Here is an 18,666-nt window from a genome sequence, read left to right on the forward strand (position 1 = left end):
TGCAACACATCTCCGAGTCGGTCGAGCTTGGCTTCTCGTTCCTCAGCAGCAAACAGGCTCTCTTTGATCTTCATGGTGGGGCTTCTTGCATGGGTTGAGAGATAGCCATTATCTCAGCAGACAGGTTTTTCGAGGCGCCCATTAGGCCGTAATCGAGTCGCAGTTCTTCAGGTATTTGCTCGCCGGCGCGGCGATATAAGCCTTGAACCGCGAAGCGGATATTGTTGAAGGGACGGGTCGATGCGTTCAACCCGACTTGCGTCAAATCGAAGCTTCCGTGCGTGCTGTTGCCGTAAAATCGATTCCCGGAAGTGGCTACGAAACCTTGCTCGAGAAATCCGTGAACCTGAAAGGTCTCTGTCCAGTTGCTGAAATTCCCCGCGGCATGCGCGCTAAAGGGACAAACCATCAGGAGCAAAAAAACTAAAAGATCGGTTCGGTTTTGCATGATCCGTGTAGCGTGTGATGGCAACTGTGACTTGCGGACTAAGGCCCCCGCTTGATGTGGCGCCTGATCGATTCCCGAGCGTAGTTCTATCCCAAAGTTTTTTTGCTGATTTAGTTTAGATCATTTGTTTCCGGCCGTACTTCGAAGCGTCGCGACCTGAAAAAGCGTATCTCGTGGGACGGAGAGTCCAGTTATGGAGGGATTCGGCCAGGGGTACTCGAAGACCGCTCGGGACCATGAATGATTCAGAGTTGGTAGCGGAATAGCGAGGCGTAGTCCGCCGCAGCTTAGAGCACTCGTTCCCGGCGTGCTTCGATAGGACTGCGGCGCGAGCAAGCCATAGCTTGTGGCGCCCGATGATGGGTCTTCGGCCGGGAGTATTCGGAGACCGGATTCAGGAGCATGGAGAATTCAGGCCGAATCTGATTATTTGCGCGAAATCACAGGCCTTTAAACTTGCCCCGCCCACCAGGGCGCCGTCCACTCCCGCAAGACTCATGATGTCGGCGATATTGTCGGGTTTCACATTGCCGCCATACAGAATCCTGATCGACGAAGCGATTTGCTCGCCGTACAGGTCCATTATCAGATTCCGGATAAAGTCGTGCACTTCGCTGATCTGTTCCAGTTTGGCGGGTTCTGCGCCCTCTCCGACAGCCCATACCGGCTCGTAAGCGATCACCACCTCGCTCACGGTTCTCGGCGAAACGACCTCAAGCGCCATTCTTAACTGCCGATCCAGCAGATTGAAGGTTTCATGGGTTTCCCTGGCTTCCTTGTTCTCGCCGACGCAGAGGATTACCTGAAGACCGTGGGCCAGGGACGCCTGAACTTTTTTCTGTATGGTTTCGTCGCTTTCTCCGGCCCGCTCGATTAGCTCTTCTTCCAGAAATCTTTGTATTCCCGCAAGAACGTCCTGGTTCTTTTCGGCAGCCAGATGCTCAAGGGCCGTCAGAATTTGCCGATCCGCGTCTTCTTTTGCTTTGAGCTGTTCCAGCTCTTGTAAAAGAAAACTTCTGGATAGCCGTTTCGCGATACTGGGCCCGAACCCAAAATATTTCCCGAGGTTGGTCCGGCGGTCCGAATGTCCGATGATGACGCGGTCAACGCCGATCGCCGCGAGCATTTCGGATGAGATTTCTCCCGTGAACGCGCCCTTGGCTTCAAAGAACGTATCCTGCGCCAGCAGGAACACGTTTCGTCCAAGACCGTATTCCGTCCGGAGAAAATCCGGTTTGATGTAATCGGCGAGGGTAGAGAGCCCGGTGAAGGGAGGGGCCAAGCCGATATCGACATCCTTTACGCCTTTGCAAAGGTCGAAGATTCTTGCAGCGAGTGCGACCCCCGATCTTGGAATCATGTTCATTTTCCAATTGCCGGCGAGGAATGGCCTGATTGCGCCTGGATCTCCGACTTCGGTTTCGGCTTTATGCCATTGATTTGCCGTTCTTTGGCGATAATAGTTCCGATATACACTTGCCGTTTTCATGGTTTGTTTTTTCCTTTTAATCCGGTACCTCGGCTTCATCTGCCATCCGCGTAACAGAGCGCCCCGTGCGATGTAAAATGGGGACTACGGACACATGATACAACTACAAACTATTGTAGTGCCTGGCTCCATTCTCGTGGTTTGCGCCCGTGGCACCTCACCAATTCTTCACCTTGTCTCCCGTAGGCCGACGCCGCACCCTTTTCGAGGGTTCGCAAACTTCGCCTCTTGGCTTTTCTTTCCGAGTTATCCACTGTCAATACTTGACAGGTGTGTTCGATGTCAGTTCATGCTTACACGCTCATTGTAAGTAATTGATTTATTAACTCGATCAAGATGGGCAATACATGGATCGAAGGCCGGGACAATGTCGAATCGCCCTTCCATGCCGGCATGACGAGGTAGGGCTTGACTTAACGGCATTGGGCATCAAACCGGACGGTAAGAACCCGTTCCCGGCTAATCGGACTCGATCTTGCTGCCCGCTCGCCGCGGCAATTCGATGCCGGAGGCGTACAGCATATAGCCGACGGCATTACGGATATCCTGTTCGCTCAGTTCGGGATGTCCGCCTTTAGGTGGCATACCTTTGAAGCCGTTGAAGGCATGGGCAACCAGAGTATCCACGCCTTGTTCCATACGTTTCAGCCAGGCGGCTTTGTCCCCGGCGCGCGGCGCCTCACCGAGGCCTTCACCGTGGCAGACGATGCAGACGGATACGTAGATGTGTTCGCCGGAAGCCGCATCGAAAGCTGTAGGGGCAGGCGTCGGCGCCGGTTGTAGCGGTGCGGGTGAGTAGTCCGATTCGGCCAGGGGATTCGGCACCGCGCCGACGGGCGGCGACTCCCAGCCGGGTTCGGGCAACAGACGGCCGAGGGCGATGTCTTCGAAGCGGGTTTGGTAATCGGTCATGGTCAAGGCGATCATCAGAAATAGCCAGAAGAAACCGATTGCGGCGGCGATCCTCGGCACCGGTGCGGCGGACCGCATATACATGAAGAAGGTGACGATGACAAAGGCCTGGAGGGCCGCGATGGCGATCGTCAGGATCGGGTTTAAAACACCCAGGTCCAGGAAGGACAGAACGATGTTCAGTCCCAGGAGACCTAAAAGGACTAGCCAAACCCCGAGGTGATTCGGGCGTTTTCCCTCATCCATGGCGGGCGGCCAGATAGAGCAGCGGGAACACGAACACCCAGATCAGATCCACCAGATGCCAATAGAGTCCGGCGATGATCACCTTGGCTTCGAGCCCCGGAGCCCCGCGGATCGCCAGCACCAGCATCACCAGAACCACCACGATGCCGATAAAGAGGTGCAGGGCGTGAAGCCCGGTCAGCGCGAAATAGAAGCTGAAGAACAGCCGGGCCTGCTCGGTATGAGGCTGTGGAAACTCGAAAGGTCGGCCGAATAGCGGGGCGAGTTGTTCGCGGAATTCGTGGACATATTCGACGCCTTTGATGGCCAGAAAAACGGCGCCCAGAAGCGCGGTTACGCTCAACCATCCGATCAGGGCCTTCCGGTTTCGCGGCATAACGGCGTCGTCGGCCAAGGTCATGGTCAGGCTGCTGGTCAGCAGAATCGCGGTATTGAGTCCTCCCAGCAGAAAATCGAGACGGCCGCTGGCGGCTTCGAAAGCCTCCGGATAGGCCGCCCGGTAGATGGTATAGGTCATGAACAGACCGCCGAAGAAGAGGATTTCCGAGGCCAGGAAAATCCACATGCCCAGCGTGTCCGCCTCATATTGCTGGCGCAGGCTGTCGAACTGAGGGGCGGGTTTCGCCTCAGCCTCGGGCGGCGTCGGGATCACGCTTCGGTAAGCCATAGGCGTAGGGCTCCTCGGTGACGACCGGCAGTCGGTCGAAATTATGCTCGGGCGGCGGCGATGGGGTTTGCCATTCCAAGCCCTTGGCGTCCCAGGGATTGGAACCCGCGACGGTACCCCATCTCAGCGAGTACAGAAGGTAGACCAGCGGCAGCAGATAGCCGAGCGCCAGAACCGGCGCACCTGCCGAGGAAAGCACATTGAGCAGCTGGAATTCGTCCGGATAGGTGTGGTAGCGGCGGGGCATTCCGAGATAGCCCAGAACGAACTGCGGGAAAAAGGTCAGGTTGAAGCCGACGAAGATGGTAATGGCGGCAATGCGGCCCCACACGTCCGGGTACATCCGGCCGGTCATCTTGGGCCACCAGAGGCGTTTCGAATGCAGTCCGCCGAAATAGGCCATCACCATGCCGCCCACCATGATGTAGTGGAAATGGGCGATAACGAGACGGAACCTTTGTAGAGCGTGGCGGCCCAGTTGAACACCTTGATTCCCGAGGGCACGGCGACCATGAAACTGAGCAGCGAAAAAATCACGCCGGCATAGACCGACTCGCCAGCCACGAACAAATGATGGCCCCACACCAGGAAGCCGATCAACGCGATGGCGAGGAGCGCGAAGGCCATTCCGTCGTAGCCGAAGATGCGTTTTCGGGCGAAGCAGGTGATGATTTCGCTCACCACGCCCATGCCCGGCAGGATCATGATGTAGACCGCCGGGTGCGAATAGAACCAGAAGAGATGCTGGAACAGCACCGGATCGCCGCCGGCTTTCGGATCGAAGATACCGATGCCGAAGATCCGCTCCAGAGCGATCAGAAGCAAGGTAATGGCCAAAACCGGCGTCGCCAGAACCATGATGATGGCCGTGGCGTAGTTGGCCCAGACGAACAGGGGCAGGCGCGTCCAATAAAGCCCCGGCGCCCGCATCTTGTGTATGGTGACGATGAAGTTGAGTCCGGTCAGGATGGACGAGAAACCGGCGATGATCACTCCGACCACGGCTAGCACCACCTGGCCGTTGGCGAACAGGCTGCTGAAAGGGGTGTAGAAGGTCCAGCCGGTATCCACGCCGCCCGCGATCGCCATGGCCAGCGTGAATAATCCGCCGATGACGTACAAATACCAGCTCAAGAGGTTCAATCGCGGAAACGCCACATCCCGCGCCCCGATCATCATCGGGATCAAAAAATTGCCGAGCGTTGCCGGAATGGACGGGATCAGAAAAAACCACACCATCGCGATGCCATGGAGGCTGAACAGCCGATTGTAGGTTTCCGTTTGGACCACATCGCCCGCGGGCGTGGCCAGCTCCAAGCGGATTAGTGTCGCCGCCGCGCCGCCGAAGAAAAAGAACGCCGTGATCGAGACGAGATAAAGCCAGGCGATGCGTTTGTGGTCTATGGTGGTGAGCCAGGACCTAAGGCTGTAGTCATGATTGAGATAATGCTTGGGCAGGCTGATGTCGGCGCTCGTCATGGGCGGGCTTCCTCCCGGGAAAGAGACTTGATATACGCGATCAGCTTGGTCAAATCGGATTGATCCACGCGCCCCACGAAACTCGGCATGATCGGCTCGTAACCGGAGACCACCTGTTCTTCCGGCATCAGGATCGAATCGCGGATATAGGTCTCGTCGGCGACCACGGTCTGGCCGCCTGTCAGCGGCACCGGTTTCCCGAAGATTCCGGCCAGCGAGGGCGCCGCGACCTTGCTGCCGGCACCGTGACAGATGATACAGCCGAGGCTGGAAAACAGCTTTTCGCCCTGGACCGGCAACGACTCGGCGCCGCTATCGCCCGCCAGCCAGGCTTCGTACTCGGCCGGTTCCATCACGATGACCTGGCCGCGCATCCGGGAATGATCCAATCCGCAATATTCGGCGCAGAACAGGTGATAACGGCCGATCCGGCTAGGGGTGAACCAGACCGTTCGGTAGCGCCCCGGCACCACATCCTGCTTGGCCCGGAAAGCCGGCACGAAAAAGCTGTGGATCACGTCCTGGGTCGCCAGGACGACCTTCACGGGCAGGCCCAGGGGGACGTGGAGTTCGTTGATTTCCCGCTGTCCGTTCCGGTGTTCGAATTTCCACATCCATTGCTTGCCGATGGCGTGAATCTCCAAAGCATTCCTGGGAGGATTTTCTTCCGTGACGTAAAGATGAGCGGCCCAGACGAAAATGGCGAGAAATATCGTCAAAAGCCCGAGGCTCCAAATGATCTCCGTCTTGGTTTCCGGGACGTTGGTGGTGCGGTTCACGCGGGCGCTGCGCCGGTAATAAACGGCGAAGCCGATGATGAGTCCGCTCAGGACCAGGACCATGAGCACGTCCACCCCGACCAGGGTAAAAAACAGCGCATCCACCCGCTCGGCCAAGGTGGAAGCCTGCGGCAGTAGCGGGGTATCGGAAACGGCGTCCGTGCCGGCCATGGCGTCAGTCTCCCGGATTGCCCATGCGCGGTTCGTCTTTCCGCTCGGTGCGTTTGACGAGTAAGGCCATGGCTTCCTCGATCGGAATACGGGCGATGCCGGCGTCGCGGTCGATCCACTCGGTGCTCTGAAGCAGCCGGTCCTCCCGTGCCCGCAAGGCCCGAAGGTCGAGCGCCGGTGCAATCTGAAGCGGCGGCCCGACCTTGGCCGTGGCTTGCGGCGAGGGAGGCAGGACAGGCGTCGGTTCGATGTGGGCCCAGCGTTTGATCAACAGCCAGGTGCCCGCACTGGCGACGATCACCACCACCATGAAAATCACCAGGGCGGCGATCAGTGCCTTGGTGCTGATGTCGGCTTCGCCCGCTTCGGGGGCCAAGATAGGGGGGATGCCTCGGTCCTCTTCAGCCATGGGGCATTTTCTCCGATTCGGATTCGGCCAGGGCTCGCGGCAAGGCCCAGAGAAAGGCCGAAAGCCAGAATCCGCCGACCGCGATAAAAGGCAAGGCATCCAGAGGGCTGAGCTCTTCCGGGGTCCGATAAAAGCTCGGCAGCACCAGCCAATAGGTGTCGAGCGCATTGCCCGCAAGGACCAGCCCCGCTGCCCAAATCAGGCGCCTCGGGTTGCGTTTGAGAGTGCGGGACAGTAGCAGAGCAAACGGCAGCGCACCGTAAACGGCGGCCATGACCCAAGTCCACCACCGCCACCCCGCCGCGTTAAGCCGTTGCACATACCAGATCGTCTTGTCGGGCAGGTTTTCCGACCAGATCGTCAAATACTCCTGAAACGCCAGATAGCTCCAGAGCAGCACGAAAGCCAGCAGCAATCCGCCGAGATCCTGAAATAGCGAAGCCGAGTTCCCGACGGTATCGCGGCCGGTTCGTGCCAGAAGGCACTTGGCCATGACCGCGAACGCCAGGGCAGCGACCATGGGATTGACGGCCGAAAGGAATCCGAAGTTGGTCGAGGTCCAGCGGGGTTCCAGCGACATGATCCAATCGATGCCGAATACGGTCACGGTCAGGCCGTAGACGATCAAGCCGAGCGCGCTGCGCCGGTTGAGATTGGCTTCGGCGGATCGGTTGCGCCAAAGCTCCAAGGCGGACGCAAGTCCCAGCCAAAGCATGAAAACCGTTCCTTCGCGGATCAGGAAGAATCCCGCCTGCAAATAGGTCGCTTGTCCTCCGGGAATATTCAGAGCCATCCAATCGGGTCTTGCCCAGGCATAGAGGTGCGCGAGGCCAAAGGGCAGAGGAAGGAACAACACCGCGTTGACCGGCAGAGTTCCGGCACCGGTCTCGAGAACGGGGCGGATGAAGACGCCCCATCCGCCTCCCGTCAACCGATGGATCATCAGCAGCGCCAGGGAACCCAATGGCAGTCCAACCCAGAACAGGCAGGCCGGAAGGTAGCTGCGGAAAAAAGCCTCCGGCGCCCACCACAGTCTAAAAAGGCAAACGCACAAGGCAGCGCCCGCGATCAGCAGAAGCAGGATAGGGGGCATCCGTCGGTGCGAACGCTCCGTCATTTTGCCTCCCGGAGCCGGTCCGCCAGCCCCGCGCCCTGAACGTCTTCGAGCGTCGCATTCTGGCTGAGCTGCAAGGCGCGGATGTAGGCGGCGATAGCCCAGCGGTCGTCCGGCGCGACCCGGTTGGCGTAGGAAAACATGACCCCGTATCCGTTGGTGATGACGTCGTAGTAATGACTGTCGGGAGCGTTCCGCAAACGGTCGCTATGGTAGGAGGGCGGCCACGGAAATCCCCGTTCCGGAATCATGCCCTGTCCGTCGCCGGTTCGACCATGGCAGGGGGCGCAATAAATGTCGTAACGCTCCCGGCCCCGATTCAGCACCGTTTCGGTCATCGGCAAAGGGGATTGTTCGGGACGGGGTTCGAGGACGGCATCCCGTGCAACCGTGCCGGCGACGACGGGGCGGGCGGATTGGTCATCGGGAAAAATGCCGGCTGCTTCCAGCGGTTCGTATTTGGGCTGATCGGCCATGTCCCGTTCGCAGCCGATCAGGAACAATGGCATGAGAAGCCCCAGAAAAATCAAGAGATGGTGGCGGAAGCCGCGCTTACCCGGATCCACGGCCCACCTCCGTGACGGCTACCGGACTCAGCGAATCCAAAAACCGGCGGGTCGAATCCGGTTCGAACTCGGGATCGTCGGAATCGAGCAAAAGGAAAAACCGGTCCTGACTCGCCCGGTCGAAGCCCTCCGCATCGAAAATCGGGTGGTAATGCCGGGGCAGACCGTTGAGCGCCAGCATCCCTAAGAAACCCGCCACCGCCGCTCCGAGCACGGTGAACTCAAAGGTCAACACTGTAAAGGGCGGCCAGCTGAAATAAGGCCGCCCGCCCGCGTTGAGGGGATAGTCGACAGCGGCCAGATAGGCTTGCAGCAGAAAAGCCAATACTCCGCCGAAAATGCCGAAAATCAGCATCCAGTGGGTCAGGCGGGGCGTCAGCAGATCCAGTGCCTCGTCGAGGCCCGGAACGGCGAAGGGCGCATAAGCCTCGATGCGGCGGTAGCCCGCGGTGCGAGTCCGGACTATGGCGTTCAGAAGTTGCTCCGCGGTCTCGAATTCGGCCAGTAATGAGGGATTCGGATTCATGAGCGCTCTCCCATTTCATGGGCGAGTTTGCGTACCTCGTGCATGGGAACCATGGGCACGAACCGGACGAACAGGAAAAAGAACCAAAGAAACAGCGCGAAGCTGCCGAGCATCGTGGCCCAGTCCCAGATAGTCGGAAAATAGAGCCGGAATTGGGAAGGAATGAAACCGTGGCTCAGGATGTTGACCACGATGACATAGCGCTCCAGCCACATGCCGATATTCACCAGGATGGCGACAAGGAGCAGCACCGGAATGCTGCGCCGAACGCGCGCCGACCAGCACAGTTGCGGTATCGCCACGTTGCAGAACAGCATGCCCCAATAGGCGGGGGCATAGGGCCCGGTTGCGGTCGCGACGGTTTGGCGCCATTCGTCCGCGTCGGTGCCGTACCAGGCCATGAACGCTTCCATGCCGTAGGAATAGCCCATGATCAGCGATGCCGTGAGAAGTATCTTCGCCATGGCGTCCAGATGACGGAGGGTCACGAACGCGTGCAGCTTGAATGCCGCGCGGAGGGCGATGGTGATGACGATGACCATGGCAAAGCCGGAAAACATCGCGCCGACTACGAAATAAGGCGCGAAGATGGTCGAGCGCCAGCCGGGCATGAGCGCGGTCGAAAAATCGTAGCCGACCACGCTGTGTACCGAAACCACCAGCGGCACGGCGAGTGCCGCCAATATGACGTAGGCTTTTTCGTAATGCTTCCAGTGTGCCGCCGACCCCCGCCAGCCCAAAGCCAGGGCGCCGTAGACCAGCTGGGCGGCGTGGCTCCGGGCGCGGTCGCGCAGGGTGGCCAAATCCGGAATCAGTCCCGTATACCAGAACAAGACCGACACGATGATGTACGTGCCGATGGCGAACATGTCCCAAACCAAGGGACTGCGGAACTGGGGCCAGACGCCCATGACGTTCGGATAGGGCGCCAGCCAGTAGAAGAGATAAGGCCGGCCCAGATGGAGCAGGGGAAACAGGCCGGCGATGGATGCGGCGAAGATGGTCATGGCTTCGGCGAACCGGTTGATCGAGGTGCGCCAGGGTTGGCGGGCGAGGTAGAGCATGGCGGAGATCAGAGTCCCGGCGTTGCCGATGCCGATCCACCAGACGTAGTTGATGATGTCGAAGCCCCAAACCACGGTGGTGTTGATTCCCCAGATGCCCACCCCGGCCGAGAAGAGATAACCGGCGGCAACGATGAAGAGCAGGACGCCCAAGCCGCTCAAGCAGAAACCCAGCCACCAGGCTCCGCTCGTGGGCTGCAACACGATATCGCTGATCTCGCGGCTGATGGAGGCATAATCCTCGGCCGGGTGCAGGATCGGCTCGCGCTCCGGGTCCGTCTGCCGCTCAACTTTCCGGCTCATCGTCGAACTCCGGATTGGGATTGCGCAGTCTTGCGAGATAGGTGGTGCGCGGCTGAGTGTTCAGTTCCGCCAGCAAGGCGTAATGGTGCGGCTCGGTTCTGAGCGCGGCGACCTGGCTGCCGGGTACGTTCAGATCGCCGAAGATAATGGCTTGGGTCGGGCAGGCGGCCTGACAGGCCGTCTGCACTTCGCCGTCTCGAACGCGGCGGTTTTCCTGTTCCGCCGCTATCCGCGCCGCGCTGATGCGCTGGACGCAGTAGGTGCACTTTTCCATCACGCCGCGGCTCCGCACGGTCACATCCGGATTCCGGACCGCCCGGACACTGGGCGCGCCCTCGTTGATTCCAAGCGCTTCCGCGTAGCCGAAGAAATTGAAACGGCGAACCTTGTAGGGGCAGTTGGATTGGCAAAACCGGGTGCCGACGCAGCGGTTGTAAACCTGGTTGTTGAGTCCTTCCGAATCGTGAATCGACGCCTGCACCGGGCAGACCGGCTCGCAGGGGGCCTTCTCGCAGTGCATGCAGGGGACCGGCTGAAAGTAGGTCTCGGGGTTGTCCGGCTCCCCGGCGTAATACCGGTCGACCCGCAGCCAGTGCATTTCCCGTCCTCGCCGCACTTCGTCCTTGCCGACGATGGGAACGTTGTTTTCGGCCTGACAGGCGACGACGCAAGCATTGCAGCCGATGCAGGCGTTCAGGTCGATGACCATGGCCCAGGCATAGCCTTCGTAGCGGTATTCCGGGTAGAGGGAGGCTCTATGCTCAGGGGATTGTGCGCCGGCCGATGCAAGCGTCTTCGGGGTGAGTACCTTTACCAAATCGCGGCCGTCCAGCGTGTGGTGACGCTGCGTCGTGGCCAGCTCGGCTCTTCCCGTCGAAGGCAGCAGGTTCAGCCAGTCAAGCGGTCGTCCGGTTTTCCGGATTTCGAGGCCGTAATCGAACCATGGCGCATCGGACGCCCGGAGCCGATAGGCATCGAAACCCGTGCGATTCCCCACGTGTCCTGCCCGGTTGCGTCCGTACCCGAGGTAAAGCGTGGCGGAATCGTCGGCATGTCCGGCCATGATCCAGACCGGGGCTATCAATTGGCGCTCGCGGTAAAGCAGTTCCGCCAGGTCGCCGTTCCTGAAATCCAGACGCTTCGCCGTTTTGGGACTGAGCAGTACGGCGTTTTCCCAGGTCAACTTGGTCAGGGGTTTCGGCAATTCCTGAAGCCAGCCGTTGTTGGCATAGCGGCCGTCCCACAGGCTCGGGTCCTGCCGAAATCGGATTTCAAGCGTCGAGTCGGAAGTCTCATGGGACGGCAGCAGCGCCTTCCCCAGATCGCCGCGGGCCGAGACGGTCTTTGGTGCCCCGGCGGTATCGGGGACCACGCCATCTCGCAACGCCTTCTTCCAAAACATCTCGAAATCGGGACCGCTATGACGGGTCCGCCAATAAGCTTGCACCAGGTCGTGGTCCGACGCTCCGGTCTGCCCAAGCAACAGCGCCATCAATTCGTGCACCGACCGGCCGCCGTAGAGCGGCGCAATCAGCGGCTGCACCAGAGAGACCGTGCCGTCGTACGCTTTGGCATCGCTCCAGCTCTCGAGTTCGTGCAGCGCGGGAATATGCCAATGGCAGAGTTCGGCCGTTTCGTCGGCATAGAGACCCCAGTGGATGCGCAGCGGCACCAGGCGCAAAACCCGTCCGAACTCCAGGTCGGCCGGCGTGGCGTAGACCGGATTGCCGCCGAGAATGATCAGGGTCTGCACCCCTCCGGTAAGGATGTCGTCCAACAAGGCGGGGAGAGAGCCCCCGTTATCGGCGGGTGCCGAGGCTATGGGTTCGATATGGAACACGGTCCGGCCGAAGTTTCCGAGCTGCTGGTTGATCGCCTGAACCAGGGCGTGCACCGCCGGCGGCAGGTGCTCCCCGGCGATCACCACGCTGTTGCCGCGATGATTCGAAAGATCGCGGGTCACGATGTCGAGCCACCGTTCCGGCACCGGCACTTTCTCGCCGTCCGGACGGTCGGCACGGCCCAGTTTGGCGGCCAGCGCCCGCGTCACGGCTTCCATGCGGCCGGCTTGCACCGGCAAGCGATGATCCGCCATGGCCCCGGCCAGGGTCGGCGTGGACTCCAGCACATAGAGCCTGTTCATGGCGACGTTGCCGCGCCGGACGCGCCGGCTCGCGACGAAATCGTGGCCATAGCGGGTGCGGGCCGGGGTATCGGTCAGAAAATCGCAGTCCAGGGACAGGATCACCGCCGCTTGGTCAAAGCGGTATAGAGTGTCCACCTCTTCGCCGAAAGCCAGCCGCGCGCCTTCACGGATATTGGTGTGGCCGACCGGATCGTATTGGTGCCAACGCGCTTCCGGGTAAATTCGGAGGAAATCATTTAGCTGTTGACCAAGCGTCGGAGACGTGAAGGTTTCGGTGAGGATATAAAGCCCCGCACCGCGCCGCGCTGCCCATTGGTCTTTTTGCGCCGATAGGTGTTCGACGAAAGCCTGCCAATTGCTGAGTTGCCCGCCGTTGGTCACGGTTTGAGAGCGATCCGGGTCGTAAAGGCTCAGAACCGCTGCCTGCGAAAAGATATCGGTGGCGCCGAGACTGGCCGGATGCAGCGGATTGCCCTCGACCTTGGTTGGGCGTCCCATGTGGCTTTCCACGACGACCCCTTGGCCGAATCCGCCATGAGTCAAGGCCGTGGCGAAATACAGCGGTTTCCCCGGTACGATTTGTTCGGGCTCCCGGACATAGGGCACGATTTCCTCTCTCGGTTGCCTTCCGCAGCCGCCGAGTCCGCCGAAAACCAGCGAAGCCGCCATCAGTTGGAGCAATCGTCGGCGTTTCACGGGCGTCAGCCATGGGTCCGTCCATTCGGGGAATTCCCGATCCGCGAATTCCCGGAACGTATCGGTATCGGCCAATTCCTCCAGGCTGCGCCACAAGGGGCGGTTGTCGCCCGGCGTCAGCAGTGCGTTTAGCGCGGCGAAATTGTCGTTGATGCCGGGCGTTTTCATACTCATCGGTGGCACTGGTAACAATCGGTGAGCTTTCCGACTCGGATCTGGTATTCATGCACCAGTTCCCGGCCCTGAGCCAGTTGATTTTCGGGTGGCGTCCAATCGGGATCGAACACGTGCTCCCGAGGCCGGACGTAGCGCTCGGGCTCGCGATGACAGTCGAGACACCAGGACATGAACAGCGTCGTGGCTTGCCGGGTGAGCGGCATCCGGCCTATCGGGCCATGGCAGGTGGTACAGCCGATGCCATGGCTGACGTGGATGCCGTGATTGAAGTACACATAGTCGGGCAGGTCGTAGACCCTCGTCCAGCGGAGCGGGCTGCCGGTCCGCCAGCTCTCCCGGACCGGCTCCAGCATGGCGGCGTTGGTCCAGATTTGGGAATGGCAGGTCATGCAGGTTTCCGTTGGCGGGATGCCGGCGAAGGCCGAATGTTCCACCGAGGTATGGCAATACCGGCAATCGATGCCGAGACCGCTGACATGATGCTCGTGGCTGAAGGGTACGGGTTGGTGCGGAACGTCGCTGACGCCGGTCGAATAGGGCGAGCGGACTAGGGCGAAGCCGATGCCGAAAGGTAAAACAATGAGAAGAATCAACCCCAAAAGAGCGATCCTTGCGAAACTGTTGGCTCTCGGTCGGAAGATCTGTCCCACTAGCGCGCAACTCCGTTTACGGCAGCCGGCCGGCGACTGATAGTCTGGGACCTTGTGACGGTCGTGAAGGATCCTAGGAGAATCGTATACTCGGACTTATCCAATACTGCATCATGGAAGTCCCGCGAGCTATAGGTAATATCCTCAATGCGCAGGGTGAAGCAGGGTTTCGAGCTCTATAGTATTTTCGGATTGTTTGGATGGTCCCGTCATGGCGCGCCCGAGCATCGCCGCCTGGAGCCGGATCAGCCCAAAGGGGCGCGGCACGATGCCGCGCGGCGACAAAGGCACACGGAAGTGCCTTTTGTCGCCCCCGGCTCCAGGCGGTGACGTGCAGGATCAGCGTGCCATCCGGGTGCCGTTTCTTTTGGTTCCTTTTCTTTGGGCAAGCAAAGAAAAGGAACTCGCCCGCGGGGCGAGACCCGCTCCAAAACTAAGCGCCGCCCACAGCGGCTTCCTTTTCTTTACAATGCCTCACGCGATTAAACCCATACATCAGATTTGAAAATGCTCTAGAAAACCGTGGGGGGATAAATCGGATTGCAGCTCGATCCAAGCCCCCCGGCAGTGTGTCCGTGGTCGAACATATATGCCGGCGGATTTCCCTAGGCCTACAATCCCGGTCTGAATTGCTTTGGGAACCAGCGGGAGGCGACGGTTTTCATGAACTCATCCACGACTCACCGGGCGCGGATCGTCAGCGCCGTTCCGGGGCGGCTGCGAATAACATCCCGCCGCACCCGTCACAATGGTCCGCTTCTGGATCGGATAAAGGGCAACTTGGAAGCAAAGTCCGAGGTCTCCCGGGTTCACGTGAACCCGACCACGGGAAGCGTCACCGTCCATTACGATTCCGGCCGCTGCGATAAAGCCGGAATCCTCAAGTGGCTTCAAGACGTCGATGTCATCGTGGAAGACCTGACGCATGCGCCCTCCGTGGCTCCGCCGCTTGCGGCGACTTTGACGGTGAACGAAGCGATCTACGACTTGAATACCCGCATAAGCCGCTGGACAGGACTTCCGATCGACCTTCGGACGGCATTGCCGCTGGCGTTCGTCGGGGCGGGGCTCTGGTCGATGCTTCGGAACGGGCTCATGATCGAAAAAGTGCCCGGCTGGTTTTTGCTCTGGTTGGGTTTTGACCTGTTCGGCAAAACCCGGACGCACGATGTGGCGGAACGGAAATCAGAAGCGTCAAAGCCTGAGCCCGTTGGTAAGCGGGGGCATTCAGGCAGTCCCTTCTAATCGGCTCTGCAGAGGTCGTTTTGCCGCGCGAAAGGCCGTTTCCGATTCTGCCCTCCGCACCGGTTGAAGCCGCCGCGTCTTCTTCAAGAAGCGAACGTATAGATAAACAACAACGATCGTTGAATCAGAGAATCGAAGCTCATTTCAACGCAACCATTCCACAGAAGTTGTACCAGCGGAAAAAGACGTCGCACGACTTGAAACCGTTTCGTAGCAGTAACTCCCGGTTTTCGTCGAAATGGTAGGGGATTAAAACGTTCTCCAAAGCTTCCCGCTTCTGGGAGATTTCAAGCTCGCTGTAGCCGTTGCGCTTCTTGAACTCGTAATAATGCTTGATAAACAGCCGGTTGATCGTTGAGTCCTGGCTGAGCACTTTTTCCACCAGGATGAGGCAGCCGCTGTCGTTCAATCCATGGGCAATGCCTGAAATAACGCGGTCTCGGTTAAGCGGGCGGATAAACTGCAGCGTCAAGTTCAGGATGACCACCGAGGCATTCAGGATGGGAACGCCGTCATCCAAATTAAGGCAGACAAGCTCATAAGGGCGTGAAAAGCCGCAACCCTCCAGCTTTTTCCGAGCCTTTTCCAACATATCGGGGGAGGAGTCCACCCCGATAAAAGTCACGTCAGCCGCAACGGCCGGGTCGAGCCCAATGAACGTCGTGCCGGTCGAACAGCCCAGGTCGTAAAGATTGGTCCCCGCTACGGCGAAGTCCCCCGCAATTTCTCCCATCATGCGCTGAATCTCCGCATAGAAAGGGACGGAGCGGTCCAGCATGTCGTCGAAAACCTCGGCAGTATCCTTGCCGAAATCGAAATCCATCACCGTGGAACGTTTGTCTTTAAATAAATCGTCTTTGGTCATCGTCTTCAAATGGACTCTTTCGCAAATCCGTCCGGCGATTTCCGATCCTTTTCAGGGCCGGAGCGGCGGCGGATGCGGATCACGAGCAGCAGAATCAGAACGCTCATCCAGGCCGCTGTGAGATAGCCGATCATTCCATCGTAAGACCCGGTCAGAAACGACCAGTATCCGCTCGGAACGCCGTTGGTTGCCGCTTTGGTGGTCTTGATGATGCAGACCCACCCGGCATGTATGCCGATGCAATACCCCAAACCCACCGGAAACGCCGTCCGAATCCAGGCTAGAAAAACTCCCGCGAGGAAGAGTGCGAGAAAGGAGGAGGGGTCCAGCGCCGGAAGATGGCTCAAGGCATCCCCCACGATGCGAAAACCCGTATTCCACTCGACATCGGTGGGTGCGGGTTTCAAGTCGCTGCGCAGGAAATGCAGCAGGGCAAAATAAAAGGAACTGACGAGGACGGCTGCTACGGTTCCGGCCGTTTTTCGGAGCGCGGCGAACAGAACGCCGCGAAAAATCGTTTCTTCGATAATCGCCACGATCAATCCGATGCCGAGCGCCTTCAGGGCAATCGATCCGAGGCGATTAATGTTCGACCAGGCATCCATATCGATCTCGCGGACCTCCAGGGCGATCAGTGCTAATGCATGAAGGGCGAGCATGGCGGCGCCCAAGGGGATCCCGATCGCGACTTGACGGGACAGCTCCGACTTGTTTCCCACCCCGATATCCCCGCGGCGCAGGCTGAAAAACTTCGCGGCCGGAATGATGCTGAGAAGGAGAAACAAATGACCGCTGCGGTTTACCAGCGTATGAAACCTGATGCCATCGCCCGCGATCAAAAAGATCGGATAGGCCAAAAGCGCCGCGAGCGAGGCGCAAAGAAGTACGACGAGTAAAGGTGTCAGTGCCGCTAAAGTAAAGGTTCTTAGAGAAAACATGGCAAATTTAGGGAATTGATGCGCTAAAGTCGATGGAGCGTTAAATGCTCGAAAGTCTATCCCATATGGTGCGCGGTTGGTAAAACGGACGGGGTCGAGGGAAACGAATGCAACAGAATGGACATCAACACGGCATCGTTTTCGTCCTGTTCGGTTTTGCGGGCGATCTCGCGTGGCGTTTGATTATGCCGGCGCTTTACCAGCTTTATTCGAACCAGGATCTGCCGGAGCGTTTTCTCCTGGTCGGTATCGACCGGCTGGAGTTGTCGAACGAGGAATTGGCCAAGCGCTCCGAAAAATTTCAAGGCAATAGACGATCCGGAGAGAGATGGCCGGAATTCATTCGCGGTATACGCTCTTTGCGCGGCGACCTCAGCGACCCCGCCATATACCAAAAACTCCATGAGTTGATTAAAACTCAGGAGCACGAGTGGAAAGAGCCGGCTCAGCGGGTTTATTACATGGCGACGCCGCCGTTCCTGTTCAGTGCCATCGCCAAGGAGCTCGGGGCGGCCGGGCTACATCGGTATCCGCAGCGGTCCCGGATCGTCGTCGAAAAACCGCTGGGCCACGATATCGAATCGTACCGCGCCATCAACGAAGCGCTTAAGAAAAACTTCCAAGAGAACCAGATATTCCGAATCGATCATTTTTTGGGCAAGGAGACCGTCCAGAACATCCTCGCGCTACGCTTTGCCAATCCCATTTTCGAGCCCATTTGGGACCGGCGCTATATCGACCATGTGGCGATAACGGTAGCCGAGACGCTCGGCGTCGAGCATCGCGGGGGCTATTATGACCGGGCCGGAGCGCTGCGCGATATGGTGCAAAACCATTTGATGCAACTGTTCTGTTTGGTGGCTATGGAACCGCCCGCCGCCTATGAGGCCGACGATATCCGCAGCCGAAAAATGGATGTCATGCATGCGCTGCGTCCGATTTCTTCGGACCAAGTCTTTCAGCGCGCGATCCGGGGGCAGTATGGGGCAGGGTGGATCAAGGGGCGCGAAGTCAAAGGATATCGCGACGAACCCGGGATCGCGCCGGATTCCAGTACGGAGACCTTCGCAGCCTTGAAGTTATATGTGGACAACTGGCGCTGGCAGGACGTGCCGTTTTATCTGCGGACCGGCAAGCGCATGGCGGCGGATGTTTCGGAGATTTCCATACGATTCCGGCCGGTCCCTCATCGGGCCTTTCCGGCCTCCGCCAGTGAAGACTCGATTCCCGTGAGCCTGGTTTTACGGCTGCAGCCAAAAGAGGAAATATGTTTGAATTTTTATGTCAAGGAGCCCGGTTCGCGGCGGCGTCTGCACCCGGTCCAAATGAACTTCAATTATTGCGAAACGTTTAAGATCGAGACCCCGCCCGCTTATGAAACCTTGCTGCGGGATGTGATGGCCGGGGATCCCGGCCTATTCATGCGGGCGGATCAGGTCGAGGCATCCTGGCGTTTGCTGATGCCGGTGTTGGATGTCTGGGCCGAAAACCGGCCGGCCAATTTTCCCAATTACGCGGCCGGTTCAACAGGTCCGGAATCCGCAGACACTTTGACTGCGATGGACGGCCACAGCTGGCTGACGCCGCTCACCACGGGAATGGGTCAGACGTCTTGCTAGGGTTAAAAGGCCGAAGCACTAGTGCTTCATCAAGGTTGAATTGAAGGGTAAAGATGCTTGAGCTTTATGCGCGCATTGTCGGTGGTGAAACGCCAATCGATTTTGGCGCGGACGGTATTCCGGCGGGTTTCCCAGGCAGCGACTTCGCGCGTCAGGT

The 18,666-nt window shown here is 59.1% G+C and carries 16 protein-coding genes and 2 pseudogenes; 3 read left to right on the plus strand and 15 right to left on the minus strand.

Going from position 1 to position 18,666, the window contains the following annotated elements:
- Window positions 1–202: 202 nt before the first annotated feature.
- Window positions 203–427 (plus strand): hypothetical protein, encoded by a 225-nt coding sequence (locus VEB01_RS04015; protein WP_324873043.1) that lies wholly within the window; start codon window positions 203–205, stop codon window positions 425–427.
- Window positions 428–842: 415 nt separating this feature from the next.
- Here the strand turns inward: VEB01_RS04015 and VEB01_RS04020 are convergent, their stop codons facing one another.
- The 12 genes and pseudogenes from VEB01_RS04020 to VEB01_RS04075 form a co-directional block, all read right to left on the minus strand.
- Window positions 843–1,976: a triose-phosphate isomerase family protein gene (locus tag VEB01_RS04020; RefSeq protein WP_324873045.1), complete on the minus strand. Its 1,134-nt coding sequence runs from the start codon at window positions 1,974–1,976 to the stop codon at window positions 843–845.
- 420 nt (window positions 1,977–2,396) lie between these two features.
- Window positions 2,397–3,095: a c-type cytochrome gene (locus tag VEB01_RS04025; RefSeq protein ID WP_324873047.1), complete on the minus strand. Its 699-nt coding sequence runs from the start codon at window positions 3,093–3,095 to the stop codon at window positions 2,397–2,399.
- On the minus strand, window positions 3,088–3,762 hold the full coding sequence (locus VEB01_RS04030) for a cytochrome c oxidase subunit 3 family protein (RefSeq protein WP_324873049.1): 675 nt from the start codon (window positions 3,760–3,762) through the stop codon (window positions 3,088–3,090). The genes VEB01_RS04025 and VEB01_RS04030 overlap by 8 nt, the downstream gene beginning before the upstream one ends.
- Window positions 3,722–5,241: pseudogene (locus VEB01_RS04035) on the minus strand (cytochrome c oxidase subunit I). The gene VEB01_RS04030 and the pseudogene VEB01_RS04035 overlap by 41 nt, the downstream one beginning before the upstream one ends.
- Window positions 5,238–6,191 carry a cytochrome c oxidase subunit II gene (gene coxB / locus VEB01_RS04040; RefSeq protein WP_324873050.1) on the minus strand — a complete coding sequence of 318 codons (954 nt, stop codon included), beginning with the start codon at window positions 6,189–6,191 and terminating at the stop codon, window positions 5,238–5,240. The pseudogene VEB01_RS04035 and the gene coxB overlap by 4 nt, the downstream one beginning before the upstream one ends.
- 4 nt (window positions 6,192–6,195) lie before the next feature.
- Entirely contained in the window at window positions 6,196–6,600 is a 405-nt protein-coding gene (locus VEB01_RS04045; RefSeq protein ID WP_324873052.1) for a hypothetical protein, read from the minus strand.
- Window positions 6,593–7,717, minus strand: a complete 1,125-nt coding sequence (locus VEB01_RS04050; protein ID WP_324873054.1) for a hypothetical protein — start codon at window positions 7,715–7,717, stop codon at window positions 6,593–6,595. The genes VEB01_RS04045 and VEB01_RS04050 overlap by 8 nt, the downstream gene beginning before the upstream one ends.
- Window positions 7,714–8,280: a c-type cytochrome gene (locus tag VEB01_RS04055; protein WP_324873056.1), complete on the minus strand. Its 567-nt coding sequence runs from the start codon at window positions 8,278–8,280 to the stop codon at window positions 7,714–7,716. Before VEB01_RS04055 ends, VEB01_RS04050 begins: the two co-directional genes overlap by 4 nt.
- Complete coding sequence (locus tag VEB01_RS04060; RefSeq protein ID WP_324873058.1) at window positions 8,267–8,806, minus strand: DUF3341 domain-containing protein; 540 nt, start codon at window positions 8,804–8,806, stop codon at window positions 8,267–8,269. Before VEB01_RS04060 ends, VEB01_RS04055 begins: the two co-directional genes overlap by 14 nt.
- Complete coding sequence (nrfD, locus tag VEB01_RS04065) at window positions 8,803–10,173, minus strand: NrfD/PsrC family molybdoenzyme membrane anchor subunit (protein ID WP_324873060.1); 1,371 nt, start codon at window positions 10,171–10,173, stop codon at window positions 8,803–8,805. Before nrfD ends, VEB01_RS04060 begins: the two co-directional genes overlap by 4 nt.
- A complete protein-coding gene (locus VEB01_RS04070) occupies window positions 10,157–13,189 on the minus strand; it encodes a TAT-variant-translocated molybdopterin oxidoreductase (RefSeq protein WP_324873062.1) in 3,033 nt (1,010 codons plus the stop codon). The genes nrfD and VEB01_RS04070 overlap by 17 nt, the downstream gene beginning before the upstream one ends.
- Complete coding sequence (locus VEB01_RS04075) at window positions 13,186–13,791, minus strand: cytochrome c3 family protein (RefSeq protein WP_324873064.1); 606 nt, start codon at window positions 13,789–13,791, stop codon at window positions 13,186–13,188. Before VEB01_RS04075 ends, VEB01_RS04070 begins: the two co-directional genes overlap by 4 nt.
- A 714-nt stretch (window positions 13,792–14,505) precedes the next feature.
- On the opposite strand from VEB01_RS04075, the gene VEB01_RS04080 reads away from it, so the two are divergent.
- A complete protein-coding gene (locus VEB01_RS04080) occupies window positions 14,506–15,087 on the plus strand; it encodes an HMA2 domain-containing protein (RefSeq protein ID WP_324873066.1) in 582 nt (193 codons plus the stop codon).
- A gap of 139 nt (window positions 15,088–15,226) precedes the next feature.
- Here the strand turns inward: VEB01_RS04080 and cmoA are convergent, their stop codons facing one another.
- The gene (cmoA, locus tag VEB01_RS04085; RefSeq protein ID WP_324873072.1) at window positions 15,227–15,952 is read right to left on the minus strand and encodes a carboxy-S-adenosyl-L-methionine synthase CmoA; all 726 of its coding nucleotides are present in this window, start codon (window positions 15,950–15,952) and stop codon (window positions 15,227–15,229) included.
- A 5-nt stretch (window positions 15,953–15,957) separates the two neighbouring features.
- Window positions 15,958–16,890: a CPBP family intramembrane glutamic endopeptidase gene (locus VEB01_RS04090; protein ID WP_324873068.1), complete on the minus strand. Its 933-nt coding sequence runs from the start codon at window positions 16,888–16,890 to the stop codon at window positions 15,958–15,960.
- A 107-nt stretch (window positions 16,891–16,997) separates the two neighbouring features.
- Between VEB01_RS04090 and zwf the strand changes: the two genes are divergently transcribed.
- Window positions 16,998–18,509, plus strand: a complete 1,512-nt coding sequence (gene zwf, locus VEB01_RS04095; RefSeq protein ID WP_324873070.1) for a glucose-6-phosphate dehydrogenase — start codon at window positions 16,998–17,000, stop codon at window positions 18,507–18,509.
- 29 nt (window positions 18,510–18,538) lie between these two features.
- On the opposite strand, the pseudogene VEB01_RS04100 reads toward zwf, so the two are convergent.
- Window positions 18,539–18,666 (minus strand): annotated as a pseudogene (locus VEB01_RS04100) (IS630-like element ISCARN102 family transposase); the annotation flags it as partial.

This window comes from Methylocaldum sp. (assembly GCF_035627495.1).
Taxonomy (GTDB): Bacteria; Pseudomonadota; Gammaproteobacteria; order Methylococcales; family Methylococcaceae; genus Methylocaldum.

Excerpts from the sequence above, each read along its gene's own strand:
- nrfD (WP_324873060.1), bottom strand. The coding sequence starts at position 10,173 with ATGAGCCGGAAAGTTGAGCGGCAGACGGACCCGGAGCGCGAGCCGATC.
- VEB01_RS04070 (WP_324873062.1), bottom strand. The coding sequence starts at position 13,189 with ATGAGTATGAAAACGCCCGGCATCAACGACAATTTCGCCGCGCTAAAC.
- VEB01_RS04025 (WP_324873047.1), bottom strand. The coding sequence starts at position 3,095 with ATGGATGAGGGAAAACGCCCGAATCACCTCGGGGTTTGGCTAGTCCTT.
- VEB01_RS04030 (WP_324873049.1), bottom strand. The coding sequence starts at position 3,762 with ATGGCTTACCGAAGCGTGATCCCGACGCCGCCCGAGGCTGAGGCGAAA.
- VEB01_RS04045 (WP_324873052.1), bottom strand. The coding sequence starts at position 6,600 with ATGGCTGAAGAGGACCGAGGCATCCCCCCTATCTTGGCCCCCGAAGCG.
- VEB01_RS04060 (WP_324873058.1), bottom strand. The coding sequence starts at position 8,806 with ATGAATCCGAATCCCTCATTACTGGCCGAATTCGAGACCGCGGAGCAA.
- VEB01_RS04020 (WP_324873045.1), bottom strand. The coding sequence starts at position 1,976 with ATGAAGCCGAGGTACCGGATTAAAAGGAAAAAACAAACCATGAAAACG.
- VEB01_RS04080 (WP_324873066.1), top strand. The coding sequence starts at position 14,506 with ATGAACTCATCCACGACTCACCGGGCGCGGATCGTCAGCGCCGTTCCG.
- VEB01_RS04050 (WP_324873054.1), bottom strand. The coding sequence starts at position 7,717 with ATGACGGAGCGTTCGCACCGACGGATGCCCCCTATCCTGCTTCTGCTG.
- VEB01_RS04090 (WP_324873068.1), bottom strand. The coding sequence starts at position 16,890 with ATGTTTTCTCTAAGAACCTTTACTTTAGCGGCACTGACACCTTTACTC.
- zwf (WP_324873070.1), top strand. The coding sequence starts at position 16,998 with ATGCAACAGAATGGACATCAACACGGCATCGTTTTCGTCCTGTTCGGT.
- coxB (WP_324873050.1), bottom strand. The coding sequence starts at position 6,191 with ATGGCCGGCACGGACGCCGTTTCCGATACCCCGCTACTGCCGCAGGCT.
- cmoA (WP_324873072.1), bottom strand. The coding sequence starts at position 15,952 with ATGACCAAAGACGATTTATTTAAAGACAAACGTTCCACGGTGATGGAT.